Annotated in this window: 16 protein-coding genes; 6 read left to right on the forward strand and 10 right to left on the reverse strand. The window is 48.6% G+C overall.

What is annotated here, in order from left to right; translation table 11 throughout:
- The first annotated feature begins 99 nt into the window (after positions 1-99).
- Complete coding sequence (locus tag KB559_RS12805; RefSeq protein ID WP_211022328.1) at positions 100-246, forward strand: hypothetical protein; 147 nt, start codon at positions 100-102, stop codon at positions 244-246.
- A 216-nt stretch (positions 247-462) separates the two neighbouring features.
- Entirely contained in the window at positions 463-1,284 is an 822-nt protein-coding gene (locus tag KB559_RS12810; protein WP_247681784.1) for a hypothetical protein, read from the forward strand.
- 68 nt (positions 1,285-1,352) lie between these two features.
- Here the strand turns inward: KB559_RS12810 and KB559_RS12815 are convergent, their stop codons facing one another.
- From KB559_RS12815 to KB559_RS12835, 5 genes are all read right to left on the reverse strand, one after another.
- Positions 1,353-2,963, reverse strand: coding sequence for a response regulator (locus tag KB559_RS12815; protein ID WP_211022330.1), 1,611 nt, complete (start codon positions 2,961-2,963; stop codon positions 1,353-1,355).
- Positions 2,964-2,969: 6 nt separating this feature from the next.
- Positions 2,970-4,853, reverse strand: coding sequence for a cache domain-containing sensor histidine kinase (locus KB559_RS12820; protein WP_211022331.1), 1,884 nt, complete (start codon positions 4,851-4,853; stop codon positions 2,970-2,972).
- A gap of 66 nt (positions 4,854-4,919) precedes the next feature.
- Entirely contained in the window at positions 4,920-6,602 is a 1,683-nt protein-coding gene (locus KB559_RS12825; RefSeq protein ID WP_211022332.1) for an extracellular solute-binding protein, read from the reverse strand.
- 111 nt (positions 6,603-6,713) lie between these two features.
- A complete protein-coding gene (locus tag KB559_RS12830; RefSeq protein WP_211022333.1) occupies positions 6,714-7,604 on the reverse strand; it encodes a carbohydrate ABC transporter permease in 891 nt (296 codons plus the stop codon).
- 18 nt (positions 7,605-7,622) lie between these two features.
- Positions 7,623-8,591 (reverse strand): ABC transporter permease, encoded by a 969-nt coding sequence (locus tag KB559_RS12835; protein WP_211022334.1) that lies wholly within the window; start codon positions 8,589-8,591, stop codon positions 7,623-7,625.
- A gap of 258 nt (positions 8,592-8,849) precedes the next feature.
- Between KB559_RS12835 and KB559_RS12840 the strand changes: the two genes are divergently transcribed.
- On the forward strand, positions 8,850-10,583 hold the full coding sequence (locus KB559_RS12840) for a putative bifunctional diguanylate cyclase/phosphodiesterase (RefSeq protein WP_290407199.1): 1,734 nt from the start codon (positions 8,850-8,852) through the stop codon (positions 10,581-10,583).
- Between the two features lie 173 nt (positions 10,584-10,756).
- Positions 10,757-11,557, forward strand: coding sequence for a GNAT family N-acetyltransferase (locus KB559_RS12845; RefSeq protein WP_211022335.1), 801 nt, complete (start codon positions 10,757-10,759; stop codon positions 11,555-11,557).
- Between the two features lie 24 nt (positions 11,558-11,581).
- On the opposite strand, the gene KB559_RS12850 is transcribed toward KB559_RS12845, so the two are convergent.
- The 3 genes from KB559_RS12850 to KB559_RS12860 all read right to left on the reverse strand — a co-directional run bounded on the left by KB559_RS12850 (position 11,582) and on the right by KB559_RS12860 (position 14,631).
- Positions 11,582-12,487 carry a polysaccharide deacetylase family protein gene (locus KB559_RS12850; protein WP_211022336.1) on the reverse strand — a complete coding sequence of 302 codons (906 nt, stop codon included), beginning with the start codon at positions 12,485-12,487 and terminating at the stop codon, positions 11,582-11,584.
- 111 nt (positions 12,488-12,598) lie between these two features.
- On the reverse strand, positions 12,599-13,597 hold the full coding sequence (locus KB559_RS12855) for a glycosyltransferase (RefSeq protein WP_211022337.1): 999 nt from the start codon (positions 13,595-13,597) through the stop codon (positions 12,599-12,601).
- Positions 13,598-13,620: 23 nt separating this feature from the next.
- A complete protein-coding gene (locus KB559_RS12860) occupies positions 13,621-14,631 on the reverse strand; it encodes a phosphotransferase (RefSeq protein WP_211022338.1) in 1,011 nt (336 codons plus the stop codon).
- 151 nt (positions 14,632-14,782) lie between these two features.
- Between KB559_RS12860 and KB559_RS25155 the strand changes: the two genes are divergently transcribed.
- A complete protein-coding gene (locus KB559_RS25155) occupies positions 14,783-14,890 on the forward strand; it encodes a putative motility protein (RefSeq protein WP_247681785.1) in 108 nt (35 codons plus the stop codon).
- Positions 14,891-15,405: 515 nt separating this feature from the next.
- On the opposite strand, the gene KB559_RS12870 is transcribed toward KB559_RS25155, so the two are convergent.
- Entirely contained in the window at positions 15,406-18,153 is a 2,748-nt protein-coding gene (locus tag KB559_RS12870; protein WP_211022339.1) for a stalk domain-containing protein, read from the reverse strand.
- Between the two features lie 217 nt (positions 18,154-18,370).
- Here KB559_RS12870 and KB559_RS12875 point away from each other — a divergent pair, with 217 nt between their 5' ends.
- A complete protein-coding gene (locus tag KB559_RS12875; protein ID WP_211022340.1) occupies positions 18,371-18,787 on the forward strand; it encodes a hypothetical protein in 417 nt (138 codons plus the stop codon).
- An 80-nt stretch (positions 18,788-18,867) separates the two neighbouring features.
- Here the strand turns inward: KB559_RS12875 and KB559_RS12880 are convergent, their stop codons facing one another.
- Positions 18,868-20,787, reverse strand: a complete 1,920-nt coding sequence (locus KB559_RS12880) for an LTA synthase family protein (protein WP_211022341.1) — start codon at positions 20,785-20,787, stop codon at positions 18,868-18,870.
- Between the last annotated feature and the right edge of the window lie 28 nt (positions 20,788-20,815).

Genomic DNA, 20,815 nt, shown 5'->3' on the forward strand with positions numbered 1-20,815 from the left:
ATTGTGCATAATGATAATTAACAGCATATGATAATGATTATCATTATCTTCATTTGAACAGGAACTTATTTATTTTTCACATAAAGGAGTAGGAAGCCCATGAAAGTATCTACCCGTAAATCTTCGCTGCAAATCGACGATTACTTGGACCTGCTGAACCTCGCGGTCGGTCTGGGGGATGTTAAATGGCAGAAGGAGATTATCCGCAAGCTGGAATATATGCAGGCCGACTTACAGCCTAGGTAGGGGATGTCCCCTTCCGTCGGCGGATTGACAAATCCAAGGAAGATCCTGTATATTTTACAAATAACAAGATACCGAGATGCGATGTAACAATAAGGGAAGCACCCGTATTGCCAAGGCCGATTGTGCCTGGCTTGCGGGTGTTTTTTTGTCGTTCTCCGGTATCTCGCACCGGCTCGGCATCTTACGCCGGAACAAATGACAAGAGAGGTGTTTATCATGAAAATCCACACCCGACTTCCAGCGTATGCACTCATCTTCATCCTCCTGATGGGTACGGCTTGGGGAGGACGGCCCGCCATGGCGGCGGCCATTGAATTTACCGATTCGCTGAACGCCCAAGTCAACAAAGCGGCCGACCAGGCGGGAGGTACGAAGGGGACCAAGCTTCTCAAGCAGTACGCCGACTTTTCCAAGCTTCAAAAGGATTTGGCTGCTTTGGACTCTAAAACCTCCACACTGCGTTACGACAATGAGGCCAGGCTAACGGCTGCCCGCAAGAAGTTGAAGGAGATCGACAAGAGCGTCATCACAAAGCTGGACGAGCAGGTGAAGACGGCAAAGACCAAGTACCAGCCCCTATTCGACTCTTATTCTTCGGTAAGCAAACAGGCCACGGCCGCTAAGAAGCTAAAGGACAAAGCGTTGTACTCCTTGCTCAAGACACAAGCCGACGGACTAAAGGTCGCCAGCACCCTGGCAAGGCAGGACATTCGCAACAAGGAATCGGCACTGCAGGCAGCCAAAAAGGAGAAGACCCGAAAATCGGAGGAGATCCGCAAGATCCTGGATGAAGTCGACCCGCACAAAACCAAAATCAAGTCGGAAAAAAGCGCAATATCATCCTCCAACAAGTTGATTTCTACGGAGTGGAGCAATTTTAAAGCCGCTGTCAAAAAAGGGGACACAGATCGCAGCTCCGATACCCTTGCCCGCTTGCTCACGCTTTCTGCCCAAGTCCAGAAAAACAAGCAAAGCATTTTTAACTTGGAGGAAAAAATTGCAGCATCGATTCTGAAGGCTGAGAAAAAGCTGCCTTAACTAAGAAAAGGCGGCCCCTGCTCACCGGAGGTGCCAGGGAACCGCCTTTTATTCATGTATTAAATGACCTATTCTTCTTCCGGCAGCTCCCGGTCGTTAAAACGTTCATTCCCGACAAAAAGCTTGCCGCGGTATTCAAAAGGAGATATGCCCTCAAGCTCCTTAAATACCCGTGAGAAATGCCGGGTGTTCTCAAATCCGACTGCCGCACTGATTTCCGACAGCTTCAGCGAACCTGTTCCGATTAATTCCTTCGCTTTGCGGATCCTAACCTTCTTTAGATAAGTTACGAAGCTCTCCCCGGTATATGCCTTAAATGCCTCGCTGAAATAAGAATAATTCAAGGATACATAATTGCTCACGATCGCCATGTTAAGAGGGCGGTGATAGTTTGTCTCGATATAATGTACTGCATCCTTCATATCTCCGTGCTCGGTATGGGCCGAGCGTATCTCTTTAATGTATTCGTTCAGGCTGAACATCAGTTGTTCCAGGGATCGGAAATAATCATGGAAATGACGGAAGTTAGACAGATCTCCTACCTTACGGTAGAGCTTGATGACCTCAACAGACGCTTCTCCATACATCCGGAATACCTCATCAAGGACCTGTTCATTGATCTGTTTGCTCACGGCATTCAGATAATCAATATCCATCCCCGCCAAATGCTCAATTTTAAATATGTCATGCAGCAGTTGCCCGATTTCCTTCTCTTGATTGGTTCCGAGAATATTGCCCAGTTTGCGGATATCTTCCTTAGGAACCACATGGCGGGGACGTTCTGCCGGCAGCTCCTTGAACCAGATCAGATGCGTTTTCGGATAAATGAACGTGTAGCTCAGAGACTCCGCAGCCTGTCTGTAACACTTGGCGAGATCCTGCAATCGGCTTCCTTCCTCGCTCACCCCGATCAATAAACCGTCGAGCTCTTTTTCATCCGCCAAAATGGATAACTCCGCAAATTTACGCTGGGGCCCTCCTACTAAAATGACTCTGCCCTCATGATCCAGCAACGAGGCCTTCAGTTGACCGTCCACAGTTTTAAACATATGCTCGGCAAGCGACTTCAACTCATCCTTCTTCATCCTGCTGCCGTTCTCATACTTATAGGTCAGCAGAGCAACTGAAAACGGAGAATTATACCGCTCAACGTCTATTTCAGCGCTTAATTTTCTTACATCCTCTTCGGTAAAATCCTTCAATAGCATCAGATCCATCAGTTTTCCTGCTTGGATCTGCTGTCTGTAATTCTCCGTGACCGCTAATTGTTCCGCCATCTGCGAGCTTTTGGCCAGGTTATCCTGGCATTTCCGCAGCGCTCCGAACAATTCGTCCCGGCGGATGGGCTTCAGCAAATAATCAACAGCCTGATAACGGATCGCTGCCTTGGCATATTCAAAATCTTCAAAACCGCTTAATATAATGACCAACGGCCGTACCGTCTGAGCGCCCGGCAGCGGCTCTGCCAAAAGCTGCTCGATTAGGGCGATTCCGTCCATAACAGGCATCCGAATGTCCGTAATCATAATCTCGGCACCTTCGGCCCGGTATAATTCAAGCGCCTCAGCGCCCTGACTTGCCGTAATCAATTCAAATTCTCCTGGAAACTCGCGCTCGATCATAGTCTTAAGTCCGAATCGGATATTCTTTTCGTCATCGACGATCATCAGTTTTGTCATCCGTGCCTACCTCCCTGTTAAGAGCACCTTCGGCAGCACCATCATCACCCGGGTGAACCGACCCTGCTCGCTGAATACTTTTAAACCATACTCTTTCCCGTAAAAGATCCGGATTCGCTCTTGTACGTTGCGAAGGCCAATGCCATATGTGCTTGGTTTTGCTCCGAAACCTCCAGGAACTTTGTCGGTCAGACCGACCGTTTCCAATTCCTGATTCAATTCTCTCAGAACCTCTTCTTCGATCCCTACCCCATTATCGGTCACGACCATCCTAATCAAATTATGCTCCCATTCGTCAACCTGAATGGAGATTTCGCGTGTCCCTGACTCTTCTCCCGTCCAACCATGCTTAACCGCATTTTCGACAATCGGCTGCAGCGACATCTTGAGCACCTCCAATTCCATGAAATCATATGGAATATCAAGCCGGAGCTGAATAGGCTCATCAAATCGGATATTCATAACCTCGATATAGTTCTCAATATGCCGGATTTCATCGTGTAGCTTCACATACTCCCCGGACCATTTGAAGTTGTACCTCATCATACCGCCGAGGGAAGTCAGCGCATCAGAGATGGCCCTTTGATTCTCGATCTCGGCCAGCATTTTAATATTTTCTAATGTATTGTAGAGAAAATGGGCGTCAATTTGGTTGTGTAGCGTGCGCAGTTCCGCCTCTTTGGTCAGCGCCTGCTTATATACAGCCTGTGCTACCAGTGTATTAATGGTGTTCATCAGCTTCGAGAAATGATGGGCCAGTTCCCCGACCTCGCCGCCTCCGCGGATCGTGATTCCGCTGTAAGTTTCTCCCCGCCGTACCTTCTTCATTTCTTCCGTCAGCAAGCGAAGGCTTTTCAGGATAAAGGCGTTCATCACGTAAGCGATAGCCGTTACCAGCGTAATAAAGCCGATATTGGCGCCGATGAGTATATTGCGTGTATGTGATATTTCCTCCAGTACGCTGTCCATAGATACGATATTAAGCAAATCTGCATTAATCCGCTCGATCGGCTTGTGCAGCAGAAGAAATGATTTTCCGTTTTCCGTGTAATTGATATCCCATTCTCCGGTTGTCCTGTAACGCTGAAGCCGCTCCTGGATCACCGTCTTCATTCCCGAATTTGTAGCCAAGAAGGAATTTTCGCTCCGGGTAAAAATCTGGGCTTCGCTATCGACGATTAACATTTGCGATTGGCTGTCCTTAACGACAGAATAGGTTCTGGGGCTGAACTTATCGAGCAGCATATCTACCTGAACCATCCCCACATGACGATTTGCCGGAATGCGCACCTCGCGAAGAAGAGACACCTTTGGCGTTAATGCCGGAGACTGTCCCTTATAGCGATCAAGGATATCGGGGTCATTATAATGGAAGGACCAGGAATTTGTTCCCTTCATCTGAACTGCCCTCTGGTACCATACCTCGTCTGCCACGCGGCTTTCGCGCAGGAACATCGGCCAAATTTCAATAATGTTGTTGCTGGAAAACATGCGGAGATGCTCCACATTAGGGTTATAGTATTGAATGCGTGTCAGATTCTTGAAACTGAAGTTGCTGAAATTGACCAGTTCTGCGGTATCAGGCTCGCTGGTATCAGCCAGGTAATCTTTTGCTTCCTGATCCTCATATGCCACCTGCATGGCCCGTTCCATGGATTCGATCTGCGTTTGAATGTGCAGATCCTCCATATCGAGCAGGGATTGGTTCTTATCCCTCGCATCGCGTACATACATGTTATTAATCAATTCATACGAATAAAAGGACACCAGCACGCAAGGTCCCAAAATAATAAAAATATAAGCGGCAATCAGACGGCTCTGCAACGAGCGGCGCCCAAACCAATACATGAAGGAGTCCCAGATCGACGCCCAGCGCTTGCCCTTCTCCATAAGTAAATGGCTCCTTTATAAAAACACCCAAAAGCCCGCGGTTGGCGGGCGTTTTGGGCAAATCTCTTATTGCATGCCGAGCTTCTTCTTGTTCTCTTCGTATTTCGTTTGCTGGAAGGCTTGAACCTTGGCAAGGCCCAGGTCTTCTTGTTTCTTGACATAGTCCCCCCAGATTTTATCGAAATCGGTTTCGGAGGAAGCCATTAACAGCTTAGGAAGCGTCTTACTGCGCAGATCCTTGATTTTGCTAAGAATGATACCTTCTTCGGAGTTAGCTAATGGATCAATCAAGTCGAATTCGGAGACACTCTTCGTTTTACCGCGAGTCCAGTCTTCCAATTGCTTGTAAGGTTCAACCGATTTTGGTGCCCATTGTTCCGTAATGTTCGTGTTTTGCATCATCCAGAAGGTGAAGGAAGAACCGTATTCCTTGTCAAATGCTGCACGGTCTTTATTCATCAGTTCAAATGCTTCAGGCTTGAATTGGTCTTTGCCATCGATTGTATCATAGCTTACGCCTTTTTCGCCAAGGAAAAGATCCTTTTGGCCTTCTTCACTCATCAGGTAGCTCAGGAACTTGATCGCACGAGCTTTGTCCTTCACATCCTTGGAGATCAAGGTTACTGTCCAGCCGGAAATCGAAGGACCGTTCAGTTGCGGTGCATCCAGGTTGGTGTTGGCTGGTCCGTCAACTGCGATATAGATCTTGTTAGGATCTTGTTGGAACAAGGTACCCAATTGAGCTGCAAAGTCTGTACGTTGGTACAACATCGCGAAGTAACGTCCTTGGGCAATCTTTTCTTCCATTTGAGGGCGTTTGTCGATAAAGATATCCTTAGCCAGCAACCCGTCCTGGTTTGCTTGACGCAAAGTTTTCAACCAGCGAACGTATTCCGGATCGGTTTCACGGTTATACAGTTTGCCGTCCTTTTCTCTTGGAATGGCCAGGAAGTTCTGAATGTAACCTTCCAGGGAATCATTGCCGGTTGCCGTGAATTCATGCAAGCCGAGCGGGATGATCGGTTGACCGTCGATTTCCGGGAACTTCTCCTTGGCTGCCTTCAAAGCATTAAGGAAGCCTTCCGGTGTACGCATATCCGGGCTGCCGATCGCTTCATAGATATCCTTGCGAACTACGAAAGTTTGGTTAGATACATAAGTATCGCCATATTTTTCATAGTCTTTTGGAGATGAAGAGGAGTTCGGATAGCCGTAAACATTGCCGTCCTCTTGGGTATACCAGCCCAGCTTGTCGGGGTCGGATACTTTAAAGAAGTACGGGTCATACTCTTCAGCCAATTTGTTCAGCGGCTCAACGAGGCCACCTTCGATCATTTTCTTTACGCCGTCTTCATACCAGCCAAGCGTAATGAAGTCTGGCAGTTTGCCGGAAGCGATCAGCGTGTTCAGCTTCTCGTTTTCGTTACCGGCTGGAACGATGAAGTTAATATCAACACCCGTCTTTTTCGTTACATATTGGGAAGTTGGATCAACGCCCCATTTATTCGGGAACCAGGCAAAGTTCAAATACCAGTCAAACGTAATCGGAGACGTGTCGGATTTCCAACCCGGTTCGTCAGCCGATGGAGGAGTTGCCGGTTCGGAAGTTTCAGCAGAATTTGCCGGCTTGTTGTTAGCGCTTTCTTTACTAGCGTTGTTTTTACCGCCGGAACAAGCTGCCAGAGAGAAAACCATGATGGCTGCCATCAGAAGCATCATCATTTTTTTGGACTTACTGTTCATGCCCATGCTTTTTTACCCCTTTTCTAAATATGTTGAAGTGCTATAAGTGCAACTCCAAAGCCGCCGCGAGGCGGCCCGGAGGAGTTACCGAAAGCGATGCGGGCACGGATTGCCCGTTTAGCCCTTGATCGAGCCGATCATCATTCCCTTAACGAAAAAGCGCTGCAGGAACGGATAGGCGAACACGATCGGAAGTGTGGTTACGACCATCGTTGCCAGCTTCACGGATTGCGAGGTTACCGTCTTGGTGACGGCGCTTCCCTGTAAAGCCGTAGTCATAATATTGGAGCTGGATTGAGCGACCACCCGGTAAAGGAAGGTCTGAATCGGCTGGAGCGACTCCTTATTGACGTAAATGATCCCGGCAAAGTAGTCATTCCATTGGTACACCCCATGAAACAGGGCGATTGTAGCAAGAACAGGCAAGGAGACCGGAAGAACCACCTTGAGAAAGATTGTCCAATCATTTGCTCCGTCAATCCGGGCCGCCTCTTCCAGCCCGTCGGGAATTTCCCGGAAGAAGGTCATGAAGATAATAAGATCAAAAAAGCTGAATAAGACCGGAATAATATAAACTAAGAAGTTATCGAGCAAGTGCAAATTACGTATCAGCAAGTACCCTGGAATCAGACCGCCGGAGAAGATCATGGTGATCGTCCCGAGCAGGATGTAGGTCTTACCGAAGATCAATTCTCTGCGAGAGAATGCGTAAGCTACCATAGCTGTGAAAAATACGTGAGCGACTACCCCAACGACGGTCTTGGCAACGGTGAGCCACATTGCGGTCATAATGCCGGCATTGTTGAACACGGCCTTATAGTTTTCGAGACTGAACACCCGCGGGAACCAATAGATACCTCCCAGCATCGCATCCTTGCCATCATTAAAGGAATTGATCAGCACGTACCAGATTGGATACAGGGTGACGAAGCAAATCAATAGCATTCCTAAATTATTTAAAAGATCGAAGATGACTTCGCCCTTTGTTCTACGGCTTGTTATAAACATGTGCAGGTCCTCCTTGGCCTAAAACAACGAGGTGTCGTTGAGTTTTTTGGATACTTGGTTCGCAATCAACAGCAATACGAGCGCAATTACGGATTTGAACAATCCGACAGCCGCTGAGTACGAGAAACGGCCTTGAGAAATACCTGTATAGTAGACGTAGTAATCGATAACGTTACTTGCGCTGTCGTTCAATGAGTTGCGCAATACCAAGATCTGGTCAAAGTTGGAGTTCAGCACACCGCTGACAGCAAGGATGAACAAGATGCTGATCGTGCCTTTAATTGCAGGAAGCGTCACGTACCACATCTGTTGGAAACGCCCGGCTCCATCAATCGTAGCCGCTTCGTACATCTCAGGCGAAATACTGGTGATTGCCGCCAAATAAATGATCGCGGACCAGCCCAGCTCCTTCCAAAGGTCCGATGTGATGACGATCGTCCAGAAATACTTCGGTTCAGCCAGGTATGAAATCGGCTGGTCAATCACATGTAAGGCCATCAGGATATGGTTGATGATACCTACATCCGCCAACCATGTAGCGAGGATCCCCCCGAGAACTACCCAAGATAAGAAGTGAGGCAAGTAAGAGATCGTCTGAATCGCTTTTTTGAAGCGAAGTGAGCGGACCTCATTCAAGAAAATAGCAAATATAATCGGTAGTGGGAACAACAACAGCTTGATCAAGCTGATGCCAAGCGTGTTCTTCATAACATAGCCAAAATTTTCATCCGACAAAAACTCTTTGAAATGCGTCAGTCCCGCCCAAGGGGCTTCGGAAATAGTTCTGATGATGTCGTAATCCTTAAATGCAATGATGATACCATACATAGGAACATAGTTGAAAATAATCATCCAGGCAATGCCGAGTAGCGCCATAATTTGAATATGTCTTTGCGTGTACAGTTTTTTCAGCCATTTGCGCCTTTCGGAAGGCGGCGTCTCTTTTTGTGTCATGGCTGCCGGTTGCGTAGTCTGTTGCATGTCCATTCCCTCTGACCTCCAAGCTGTTTCGTGGCTTAGTGTGTAAGCACTTTCAAAATCTATAGTCCTATTGTAAGGAGTTTCGCTAAAAGAGGTAATGCTCCAGATTTCGTTTTGGGGGTACCATTTTTCGGATGCCAAAAAAGTATCCATTGATTTCCTGAACGGGGCGCATGTATGATGGAACTAAGATGTACTCCCGTATACCGGACATCATCAGTTGAATACCTACCCGTTTACGGTTCATTTTTAGGGGGTCTTACAGTGGACAGAATCGAGTCTATCATAAATGCTTCCGCCTTGCTGAGTTCCATCGATTTGATGAATGTAGGTATGGCGATTACCGATCCCAATTTGAAGGACAATCCGCTCGTTTACGTCAACCAGGGCTTCGAGCAGATTACCGGATATTCCCGGGATGAAGTTTTGATGCGCAACTGCCGTTTTCTTCAAGGTAAAGAGACGGATAAAGACCATCTGGACGTCATTCGCCGGGCGGTCAAGGAAGGTCGATCGGATACAGTCACGATTAAAAACTATAAAAAAGACGGAAGCACATTCTGGAACCAATTCATCATAAGCCCTATTTTCGATCATGACGGCAGTCTTTTATATTTCATCGGACTCCAATTCGATGTCACCAAAGAAATGGAGGAGCGAGACGCTTCCAACCAGAAGATTCGCCAACTCTCTTACTTCGACCCGATTACGGAACTGTTGAACATGAACCGCTTTAAAGAAGTTGTTAAATCGGAATTGGTCTTGACCGGCAGCGAGCAGAAAACGGCTGCCATTTTGCGTGTAAACCTGAATCGGTTCAGATATATTAATGAAAGTTACGGGGAAGCGGCGGGAAATGAGCTTCTCGTGGGCGTGGCGAATCGGATCCGCAGCTGCTTCGGCGATGGTCCTGCCATCTGCCGCAGCTTCGCCGATGAATTTATTATTTTGTTATCCCGTCTCTCCGACCCGCTGCAAATTCATAGGATGGCCGTTGACTTAAGTGCACTGCTGAAGAAGCCGTATCAAGTGCACGGCGAAGAAATCAGCATCGGCTTCGGAATGGGGATCAGCATCTATCCGGATGACGGGCAGGATGTGCCTCAGCTGTTGAAACACGCGGAGTTGGCTATGAAGGAAGCCAAAAGCGAATCGTTAAGCGATCCGCATTACTTCGACTATTATTTAGTGGACAAGCTCCTGGAGCGCGTCCAAATCGAGAAAAAACTGCCCCGGGCGCTCACGGATAACGAATTCGAGTTGTTCTATCAGCCGAAGATCGATCTTTCTACTCAAGCCCTTACCGGGCTGGAGGCGCTGATCCGGTGGAATGACCCGGAGAATGGGCGAATCTCTCCCGCCTCCTTCATCCCGATTGCCGAGGACAGCGGATTTATCGTCGAGCTTGGGGAATGGGTGTTGTGGGAAGCTTGCCGGACCAATAAGAAATGGCAGGATGCCGGGTATCCCAAACTGCCGATTTCCGTAAACGTATCCGCCGTCCAGTTCCGGCATCCGCAGTTTGTCCGCACGGTTGAAACGGTACTGGAGCAAACCGGTCTCGAACCTAAATATCTGGAGCTTGAGGTTACCGAATCGCTGCTGAATGATCCCGTGCTGATCAAGGACCGGCTGGATTCTCTGAAGCAAAGAGGAATTTCATTGTCGATTGACGATTTCGGTACAGGATACTCTTCCATCTATTATTTGAAGGAGCTTCCGCTACAGGTACTCAAAATCGACCGGACATTTGTCCAGAATACGCCGTCCTCTCAGAGAGACAATTCGCTGCTCCAATCGATTATTCAACTTGGGAAATCGCTTGGCCTGACCGTGCTGGCGGAAGGCGTGGAAACCAAAGAGCAATTTGATTTCCTGCGCCAGAATGAATGCGATCAAATTCAAGGCTTCTACTATAGCCGTCCGGTTGACAGCGACACTATGGAGGAAATGCTCCGGATCAGCTTGAGCGGACCGGAACCCGAATCTGAAGCTTAGCATTAGAACGAGAACACAAAAAGGCAGTGCAAGGATCGTCTCCTTAGCACCGCCTTTATTTATTTCTATGGGATTTCAATATCCTTAATTGTGATAAATCTTGGTGATTTGTCATCGATTTACTTCTATCATGATTTTTTAAAAGAGAGTCCATGAAAAGAGGAGATACCGTTATGATCACTTTAAATGAGGAGAATTATTTCAAAGTCAGTGAACCGCTCCATCAGCTACCGATCAATACGTTATTTGCGCAGGCGGTTATTAATGGGCAAGTGCAAGGGATCGTATTCGTTGATGATATTTTGGAGCCTTCCGCCTTCTATATCGTACATCCCCAAGGCATGTCACTGTTGTTCGGACATACGGAGGACCTGCTCTTTCATCAAAAATTACGCGAGTATTTATTGGGCTCCCAAAGCAGGACTAAGCAGGAATGGCTTCAGGTGTATCCGGACAGCTGGGATGACTATATCCGACAATGGACCGCTTCGGATCTGATCCTAGAGGATTCCAGAGTCAATTTCACCTTTAACCGTCAAAAGTTTGAAGCCGCAACATCTCACTCCCGCTCTTATTCAGACCAGACTGCGATCATCATTCCTACGACCAAGGAAATATTCCTTGGGCTGAACGGGCGGGTGATTCCGAAGGATTACTGGAAGGACGCGGAGCAATTCCTTGCTGCCGGTGCAGGGTACAGCCTTATCGAGAACGGCGCGGCGGTATCCACCGCTTTTTCAGCCTACTTCGTCGGCAACCAATTGGAAATCGGCATTGAAACCGCCGAAAATGCCCGCGGTAAAGGATACGCCTTTCATGTCAGCCGGGCCCTGATCGCATACTGCCTGGAGAACGGATTGGAGCCGGTCTGGTCATGCCGGAGAGAAAATGAGGCTTCTTATCTTCTGGCACAAAAACTAGGGTTCATTCCGTCCTTGAGTATACCTTACTATCTACTTCCATCATGTAGTTGAGTGACTGCAGCCCCTCAGTCCCGGTTATTGTGTCTGCCGCTGCACTTCCCGCAGTTCCTTCCAGCGGATCAGCCTGATTCCCTCTTGCTGTATAACCTCTCTTACTTCAGGGTCGCGGAACAGCTCGAAGTCCCATTGCCGCTTCTCCCATTCATGATGGATGGAACGCAGTTCATCGTCCGCAAAGGCCGGGTGTATGATGATCTCCGATACCCCCGGCTTCAGGCTTTTTAAGACGTTTATCATATCACCTTTATAAGATTCATACGTTTCCCCGGGCTGTTTGCCAAAGGGGAGGCCGATCAAATAATCCAGGATGACGACTCCCATACTATCAGCCAGTTCGCCGACACGCTTTGCAATTTCTGCGGCTTCCGACGGGATTTTGTCCATTTCAGGCAGCGAACGCGGCAGCCGAAACGGCAGCCCGTACTGCAAGCAAACCTCAAATACGACATCCAGGAAGTGATTGCCGGTTACAAGCCCATACAAGCTGCCCATATGATTATCCAGGTGAGTCGGATCGACCCCCATCGATCGGGCCATTTCAATCTGATGGATCATTTCAAGACGGACTTGCTCCCGATCGGCCTGCGATTCAAAGGTCGCACAGTCGGCCGGAAAATAACCTTCCTTCGTAACCAGGCTGCTTACGTCTCCGCTCCGGGTCACCGGCCCCCATTTATAACCGCTCCATTCGCTGGTAAAGGTCAGATGTACACCTACATGATACTCCGGGTGAGCCGCGCTCCAAAGCGCAGCTTCCCTTGCCCAGCCGCAGGGCGTCATGAGCGTCGTCGAGGAAATTACCCCTTCTTGAAACAGCTGCTGGATCGCCAGGTTTTCGGCATGGCACATCCCGAAATCATCGGCATTGACAATCAACAGCTTGGCATCGGCTTCGTAGCCCAATCGTTGTCCCAGTGTCATCGCAATTCCTCCGTTCGCCAAGATAGCGCTTTATTGTATCATATGTGAGACGCTTCCCTCTTTTGCCTGAACCTTGCAGTATAGTTCCAAATAAAGGTTAATCCATCCAACTCATCGCAGCCAGCAGTCAAAAAAGTCCTGATACCCCTGCTTCATTACAGAGCTGGAGAACTTGGAGAAAGCATAATCCCGGTTATCCATCGAGACCCGCAGCGGAGAAGCCGCCGCCATATTGACCAGCTCAAACCAATTCCTCTCATTGCCCGCAAATGCATGGCGAGAGCTGATATGGTCGTAGCAAGGATGTTCCGGCTTGACGACGATTTTCCCCATGGCAAGCGCTTCGGTCAGCGGCATGGCAAACGTATCGAACTTGGAACAGCTCCAATACACCTTCGAAGAATTCATTAACGCAAAGATTTCATCTTGCGACAACGCAAACCGTAACTGGATATTGGACGGAATATCATATTTTTTCATGCTTTCTTTGTAGCGTAAGCCTCCGAAGACCATGAACACTTCCTTGTCCGGGTTCCGGCGGGCATATTCCAGCACCAGATCCGGACGCCGATTCTCCTCGTCCCGGCCAATCCACAAAATTCGATTATCCACCACGGAATCAGGATCAAAATGCCGGTTCGCCAGCTCCTCGCTGAAACCGATCGGAATGACGTCGACCTCCTTTACGCCAAACACGGTATCCAGCTGTCTTTTTAAAAATTCCGTCTGTACAATCGCCTTGTCTACAATACTGTAGAATGGCTTCATCATTTCATATCCGGTTAGAGCCGGATCGGGAAAGCTGTGCGGGAACAGCACGCTCTTGGGAAGAAACATCTTGAGGAAGGTAAACCCGGATACCGTATAGATGACATGCTCAATTCCTTCGCCATAAATTTGGTCAAGCACGACGTCGTAGTTGACGAGGTCTCCTTTTTCGTGCTCGTATCCCGGAATCCAGTCATGCCCGCTTACATGGCGCTCCGGAGAAATAAACACGATCTCGACGCCAAGCTCCCTGGCGATATTCCGCAGTCTTTCGGCAAAAACGCGAGGCCCCTGGGATTCGGCAAACTGTATTTTTCGCATCACTAAGCCGACTTTCTTCAAGCTCCGATCACCCCTTCTATCTCTTATATTTCCCCGCCTGCAGCCCGAGGCTGTTGAGAGGGGCTATCTCTGTCATCATTCACCAGCGAAAGTCTAACTAAACAACCAATTAGAGAATCCATCGTCTCGCTTCTTTGTGCCCGCAGCCGAGCTTCCGGCCAGACACTGTCCCCTCGTTTTAAATCGCCCGAAATGAGCAGCAGCATCCACAAAGAGAACACAGCGGCAAAACAACAATAAGCGATGATGAAGTCATCCCGGTCCCAATTGCGACCATGATAGGCTGACTGCTTCAAGTAGTAGCCGAGCAGCCTTTCCCGCTCCGACAGAGGCAAGGTTTTCGGGAACAACGGATGCGACATATCAATGAGATGGTATAAATCCCAGAAAGGAGAGTTCATATGCACATGTTCCCAATCGATAATGTACAATTTCCCGTCCTCTCCCTTGGCGTAATTGCCAAGATGCAGGTCGCCATGACTTAAAACCCTGATTCCGAGGAAAGCCTCTCCTTCCGCTAAGCCTCGAAGAAGCCCGTCCAAGCGCATCGTTGACCCGGCCTCCTCCAATAGCGCATCCACTTCATCCCGCCGTGTCTTCAAGGACATCGATATTTGCTCGATCGGCGGCTTGTTTCCTTGTCCGTTCAGATCTTTCCAATGCGATTCCGGGAAGGCGTGCCACCAGGCCATCTGCTTCACGACCTCTATGGCCAGCTCCACGCTGTACTCATGACGCAGCGGACCGAGATCCTCGAAAACCGACCAGCCCGCCTCCCCTGCTCCCTTCTCCGAGGAGGCCAACAGCCGGGGATATACCGGCGGGAACAAATTCAGCACATGCCGGTATATCCAAGCTTCCCGGTCCATGCTCTCCGCGTTCGTTAGCGGCTTGAAAATATAACTCCGTTCCGGCGAGGGATAGAACCGCTCTACGACTTTACCGTTCATGCCTTGATACAGCGGCTCTCTTCTCCAGAGCTTGCCTCCGTCTAATGTGCCGTCAAGCAGAACATAGCTGCTTAAGTTGTCCACAACAAGCCCTCCCTACGGCATTATTAGTCTATACACGCACGAAATCTTCTAAATTTTATTTAAGTTTAGCGTACAAAAGGTTTCAAACCATTGTCAAATCGGGAAAAGAAAACGGCAGGTTCTGCCGATAATAATAAGGGGAGGTGTGATTATGGATATTGCTGCAGCCGCTACGGTTATGAGCCGTACCGCTCTTTCCCAGGCCGTGGGGATCCGGGTGTTAAGCATGGCCAAAAGTCAGGCGGAGACACAGGGGTAAAATCTGGTCCAAATGCTGGAACAGAGCAACGCGAACCCCAACCTGGGCAACAAATTGGATATAAAAGTGTAAACCATGTGGCCGCGGAAAATAAGTTCCGCGGTTTTTCCATTAAAAAAAACGAACCGCCGCTCCGCTCACAGCACTAGTGTATGTTTGTTCCGCAAGGAGCCGTTCACCCGAACGGCTCTTTTATATGGAGAAAAGGGGAAATAAGGGACTTCCTGGGCCTTATTTTCGCAGAAATTAAGCATTGGCGTGAAATAGGGGACTTTTAAGGCCTTATTTTGAAGAAAAGGCCTACATTTTCCTCTTTATTAAATAGTTCGGCATAATAAGACCCAAAAAGGGCCTTATTTACGTCTCCAAGTCTCTATAGGTTGAAATAAGGCCCAAAAAGACCGCTATTGTCCTTAACTTCTTCCTGCAGGAACTAGCAAATAATTCATCATCACCTTGGGACGAAAAAAAAATGCCGATTCGGTTAGGAATCGGCAGTGTTAATGCAGTTATTGCTACACTTCTGGTTTTACCTCAGGATCCGTGGCAGTTTCAGGAGTCTGCGGTTCAGGTTTAGGAAGCTGATTCGAGCTGAACTTCTCGGACAAAGAGTACTGATAAGAACGGGGATTCTTAGGGATCGACAAGATATAGATGTCATATACAGATTCAGTCGTGCTTAGAGCACTTCCCCAAATATCCTGTTTCACAGTAACTTGTCTGGTTCCTTGCCCTTTACCTGCTTCAATCACTTCGGACTTTCCGTTCGAATGTGCACTGATTGCGGTATCCAAGTTCATAAACCCGCCTTGTTTAACAGCTACAACAGCATAAGATTGGATATTAGCATTATCACCTGGCTCGTAGAAGTTGACTTCAATATCCGTGTTGTTTACTGCTGCAACAGTCGCAGCATTAACCTTCTCTAGTGGAACTGGAACTACCTTGTCAGACAGCGTAATTTCCGCTGCGGAAGACAAGGCATTATTTCCGCCATAAATTCTTTCGGCTACCGAGAGAACGTAAACCCGGTACTTAACCCCATTCCGAATCGGATGACCGTCATAGTCTTGGGCGTTTGAGCCTAAAGTCTGGGTCAGCGTGCTTCCGGCCTTATAGACCGGAGTAAAATATTGACTCGCATTTGCCTTGGCCAAATCAAGCGTAGTTGTTGCCTTGGCAACGATAATCCGATAATGGTTGATATTGGTTTCGTCCGAAGCCCGGTTAAACTTAACTTGAAGGTCACGACCATCGCCGTAATCGCTGATATCTTCCAATACAGGAGTCGAAGCGGCTCCTACGCCGTAGTTGTTGCCTAACGTAATCTGGGATGATGCCGGGGATAATGTATTTTCTCCCGTATAACTGCCTCTGCCAATCGACAGAACGAACACGCGGTAACTGATTCCGTTGCGGATCAAATCCCCGTCAACGTCTCGCGCACTGCTGGACAGGACTTTGCTGAAGTTGCTTCCCGTATTCGCCTGAGTGTAGTATCTGCTGTCAACTGCATTTGCTTTGGCCAGCGTGAAGCTGTCGGATTTAGAAGCCTTCACCACCAAAATGCGGTAAGAGCTAATATTCGACTCATCGGACGCCCGGTTAAAGGAGACCAACAGGTCACGGCCATCGTTATAATCGTTCACGTCGCTAACATACAAGTTCGATACAGACCCCACACTGTAATTGTTCAGCAGGGTAATGGCATTCGATGCAGAGGACAACGCGTTATTTCCAGCATTGCTGCCGCTGCCGATCGCCATAACGAAGACGCGGTAGCTGACTCCGTTGCGGATCAGAGCACCGTCAACGTCTCTGGACGAAGAGTTCAAGTTAGGATTTTGGTTGTATCCCGTCTTGCTGAACTCGGTGTAGTTCGAACTGGAAACGGCATTCGCCTTGGCCAGTGTAAAGTTCGAATAATCGCTTGCTTTCACTACAAAAATTCGATATCCCGAAATTTTGGACTCATCGGAGATTTTAGTGAAGCTGACCCGTAAATCGCGGCCGTCCCCGCTATCGCCGCGGTCCTCAACCAGAGTAATAATCGGTGCTGTAACGGTTCCCACGCCTAGCGTAATGGCCGAAGAAGCTGAAGACAGTTTGTTGGACGCGCTCGTATTGCTCATGGAGAGTACGAACGTCGTGTAGGAAACGCCGTTCTTGATCAAATCGCCGGAAGTATCCCGCGAAGACGAGCTAAACGTTCCCGTCAAAGTTGTATTGCTTCCTGTCGGTTTGTTCACGGTAGTGTAATACTGGTTTGCATTGGCTGCAGCCAGGTTAAAGCTTCCAGCATCTTTGGTCTTTACGACAAATATGCGATAGCTCGAAATATTGCTTTCACTCGACGCACGGGTGAAGCTCACCGACAAGTCGCGGCCGTCCGTGTAGTCGCTGATATCATTGGCTCTAACATTCGTAGCCGCAGCTACGGAAACACCCGTATCCAGAGTAATTCTGGAAGAAGCATTGGACAATACGTTGCCCGCATTGCTCTTTCCGATGGCCAAAACATAGCCCACATAGGATTGATTGGACTGAATTAGCGCTCCGTCAACATCCTTCGATCCCGAGGACATCGTGATCGCCGGATCTGAGCCGTTTGGCCGTACCGTTGTATAATTCGCGGAAGATACCTTCAAAGCAGAAGCCAGATTGAAGTTTGAAGCATTCGCCGCTTTCACGATCATAACACGGTAATGGTCCACCAACGATTCGCTGGAAGAACGGGAGAAGCTAACCTCCAGGTCGCGTCCGTCTCCTGTATTGCCTACATCACGCAGGGTAACATAGGATACCGGATACAGAGTCCCCGGCTGTTCCGAAGAACCGCTGGAAACGATCGTTACCGTCTTCGCGCTGGAGTTCCAGTTCACGGCCTCGCCGAGCGCCTCGCTCACGAAGCGTACCGGTACCATCGTTCTGCCCTTGATCGCCTGGGCCGGAACATCGAGTGAAACCGTCTCGTTATTGATTGTCGCCGTTTTTGATTTAAGCTTTAAAACAACCGTTGTATTGTTCTTGGTTGCTGTAACGGTTTGTGTCCACTGATTCCAATCCACCGTAGCGTCCAGCGCTTCAAAAATCGCGCGGAGCGGTAAAAGCACGCGTCCTTGAACGGCCACCGGCGCCTGATCCGTCGCCAGCTTGCTGCCGTTAATATACACGCTGATAGGCGTAGCGGCTTGTGCTGTATTTTGCAGCAGCATCGGAACGACCAGAATCGCCGCTAAAAGCGTAGTCCATATTTTCCTCACAGTTTCATCCTCCCTCAATTTAAACAAAGCATGTGCTTCTCCATGACTATATGACGCATCGAGACAGATAAAAGTTTCTGCAATTTAGCATCCTAACAAAAATTACCCATAGGCGAAAATTTAGAACCCCAAAAACTGAAACTAACTAGCTTGCCCAGCCGTAATACCTGTAGAAGGCTAGTTACATCACTCAGACAATGAAAGAGGTTTCTCCTATATGAATATAAAAAGAATCGTCATTGTAGGCACCATGGCTTGCGTAATTACCGTCATTCCCGGCATTTCGGGACACACTTCAAGCAAAGCCTATGCCGCCGCTTTTCCGGCGATGCTGTCTCATCTGGACAAATCGAGGGAAACCGGAAAGGACCGGTTCATCGAATCCCTCGGCTTAACCAACGAGCGTGTATTGTATGACTCATTACTGGAAGGTCAGTCGCTGGCGGACATCGCGGAATCCAATGAGAAAGAAATCGACACGGTCATCCAACTACAGACGGAGCAACTCCAACAGCAATTGACGCAACGTTTTGCATCCGGCCAGTTGAGCGAAACAGCCTATAGGCTGCAAATGGAGGAGACGCCTGAGATTATAAAAGAGAGCGTTTACCAATCTTATCGCATCTTAGGGTAGAATCATTCGTTCATAAAAAAGGGCTGTTCCCAATTCATCCGTGGATGAAGGGAGCAGCCCTTTTGTTATGCGTGAATATTTTAATGCCGTTTCGGAATAAGCTTTACGTACTCATCGGACAGTTTCATCAATTGAGTAATGTAATCGTAGTCGCTGCGGTAAGCGGAAATATCCGACACCGGTTCCAGCGTGTCCAGCGATACGGCCGTACCGTCATCGAATCCCTGGCCAGGCACGAACATGACTTCGTTGTTGAAAAACGAGCCCGTCGGCAAATAGTAGCGCATGCCGATTACGTTGCGGTCGATGTTCAGCAAATCCTGGCCGAGTGCGGTAAACTTGTCATCCTTCAGGGAAACGCCGAGCAGGTTAGCCATCGTCGGCAGCATATCGACCTGTCCACCGGTTACGTTGGAGACAATACCCATTTGCTGTCCGGGTACATGCACGATGAACGGAATATTGAACCGGCTGATCCGGTCGTCATAAGGGATTCCGAGCTTCTCCGTAATTTCGGAGGCTCCGGTCTCGCTCGGCTGAATGCCGAAATGATCGCCGTAAATCGCCAGCATCGTGTTATCCCACATGCCGGCTTCCTTCAACTGCTCGATCAACTTCCCGATCGCGTAATCCGTGTAATTGACGGCGGTAATGTAATTGCCGAGATTCGTCCCTTTCAGGTTGTCGGGCAATTGGATTTTCACCTTATCTTTCGGTACCACGAACGGAGAATGGCTCGATGTCGTTACAAACTGGGCATAGAAAGGTTTGCCCTGGGTTTGCAGCTCCGTTAATTTTTCTACCCCTACACGGTACATTTCCTCGTCCGAGGCTCCAAAATCATTAAAATGGTCGTTTTCAAAGTACGGCTTGTCATAATATTTATCAAAGTTCAACGCAGGGTACAGTTTGTTGCGGTCCCAAAATGTCACCTTGTTAATATGAAACGTGTTCGCTACATAACCATGCTGTTGCAGTAAACGCGGCAAACTAGGAAGCTCCCGGCTTCCATACCCTTTGGACATAGCCACCGCCGCCGTCGGATAGATCGACGTATTGGACATGAATTCCGCATCCGAGGTATTTCCCGGTCCGATCTGCTGGAACGTATGCGGGAAATAAGCCCCATCCTTAGCCAGTTGATTCAGCACCGGAGTTACTTCCTGGTCCCCCACCTTTAGATGGATGGGGAAGTTCTGGAAGGATTCCATTTGAATGACGATCAAATTCATGCCTTGAGCGGCTCCGAAATGTTGTGGAATCGCTCCTGCGGCCCCCTCCCGATAAGGATATCCGGACTGCAAGCTCTGGATGTTTGAGATTGTCTCCTGAATATTGCCTTTCGCAATCATCTCTTCCTCTTCACGATTACGCAGCGCGGCATCCACCTGATAATTCAAAAAACCGATGCTTTCTGCGCGAACCAGCTCGTTGTCAATCTTTTTGCCGGAAGAGATAAACCGCCCGGATATCACCACACTGACGATTAGAACACAGGCAACTCCGATTCTCCAGCCCCAGCCGGTGCGGCGGCTGCCCTGTCCCCAACTACTGCTCCGAAAGCTGAGCGTGCGGTTTCGGCGATGCTCCCGAATGCGCCCCGCTACGGCAATAATAGCCAGCACTACAAAATCGGCAAAGAATAGAAACTGCTCCGGCCGAATCAGTGCATTGACGCTGGCCCGAATTTGCGGCACCTGATTCAATTCGCTTAATACCGCATAAGTGGGCACCGTCCCAAAATGTGCGTGATACAAAGTCGCAGCAAACAGCATAAATGAATAAATAAAATTAAAACTCCAAAAGACGGGTCCTTTTCGCTTTAAAGGGAAGATCAGATCGACCAGACATAAAATGGCCAGCACCGATAAAGCCTCCGCCGGAAGCCCCTTCCACTGGATCCCCTCGTAGAAGAAAGAGCGCATCAGCCCGATTTTTAACAGTAACAAAACGAATGTTAGAACAAACTTGCTCCGATTCGAAGATAGATAACTACTCATTGCTATATTCAACTCTTCTCTATTACAA

The sequence above is a fragment of the Paenibacillus sp. Marseille-P2973 genome (assembly GCF_018101095.1).
Classification (GTDB): Bacteria; Bacillota; Bacilli; order Paenibacillales; family Paenibacillaceae; genus Fontibacillus; species Fontibacillus vini.

Excerpts from the sequence above, each read along its gene's own strand:
- KB559_RS12805 (WP_211022328.1), top strand. The coding sequence starts at position 100 with ATGAAAGTATCTACCCGTAAATCTTCGCTGCAAATCGACGATTACTTG.
- KB559_RS12810 (WP_247681784.1), top strand. The coding sequence starts at position 463 with ATGAAAATCCACACCCGACTTCCAGCGTATGCACTCATCTTCATCCTC.
- KB559_RS12815 (WP_211022330.1), bottom strand. The coding sequence starts at position 2,963 with ATGACAAAACTGATGATCGTCGATGACGAAAAGAATATCCGATTCGGA.
- KB559_RS12820 (WP_211022331.1), bottom strand. The coding sequence starts at position 4,853 with ATGGAGAAGGGCAAGCGCTGGGCGTCGATCTGGGACTCCTTCATGTAT.
- KB559_RS12825 (WP_211022332.1), bottom strand. The coding sequence starts at position 6,602 with ATGGGCATGAACAGTAAGTCCAAAAAAATGATGATGCTTCTGATGGCA.
- KB559_RS12830 (WP_211022333.1), bottom strand. The coding sequence starts at position 7,604 with ATGTTTATAACAAGCCGTAGAACAAAGGGCGAAGTCATCTTCGATCTT.
- KB559_RS12835 (WP_211022334.1), bottom strand. The coding sequence starts at position 8,591 with ATGGACATGCAACAGACTACGCAACCGGCAGCCATGACACAAAAAGAG.
- KB559_RS12845 (WP_211022335.1), top strand. The coding sequence starts at position 10,757 with ATGATCACTTTAAATGAGGAGAATTATTTCAAAGTCAGTGAACCGCTC.
- KB559_RS12850 (WP_211022336.1), bottom strand. The coding sequence starts at position 12,487 with ATGACACTGGGACAACGATTGGGCTACGAAGCCGATGCCAAGCTGTTG.
- KB559_RS25155 (WP_247681785.1), top strand. The coding sequence starts at position 14,783 with ATGGATATTGCTGCAGCCGCTACGGTTATGAGCCGTACCGCTCTTTCC.
- KB559_RS12875 (WP_211022340.1), top strand. The coding sequence starts at position 18,371 with ATGAATATAAAAAGAATCGTCATTGTAGGCACCATGGCTTGCGTAATT.
- KB559_RS12880 (WP_211022341.1), bottom strand. The coding sequence starts at position 20,787 with ATGAGTAGTTATCTATCTTCGAATCGGAGCAAGTTTGTTCTAACATTC.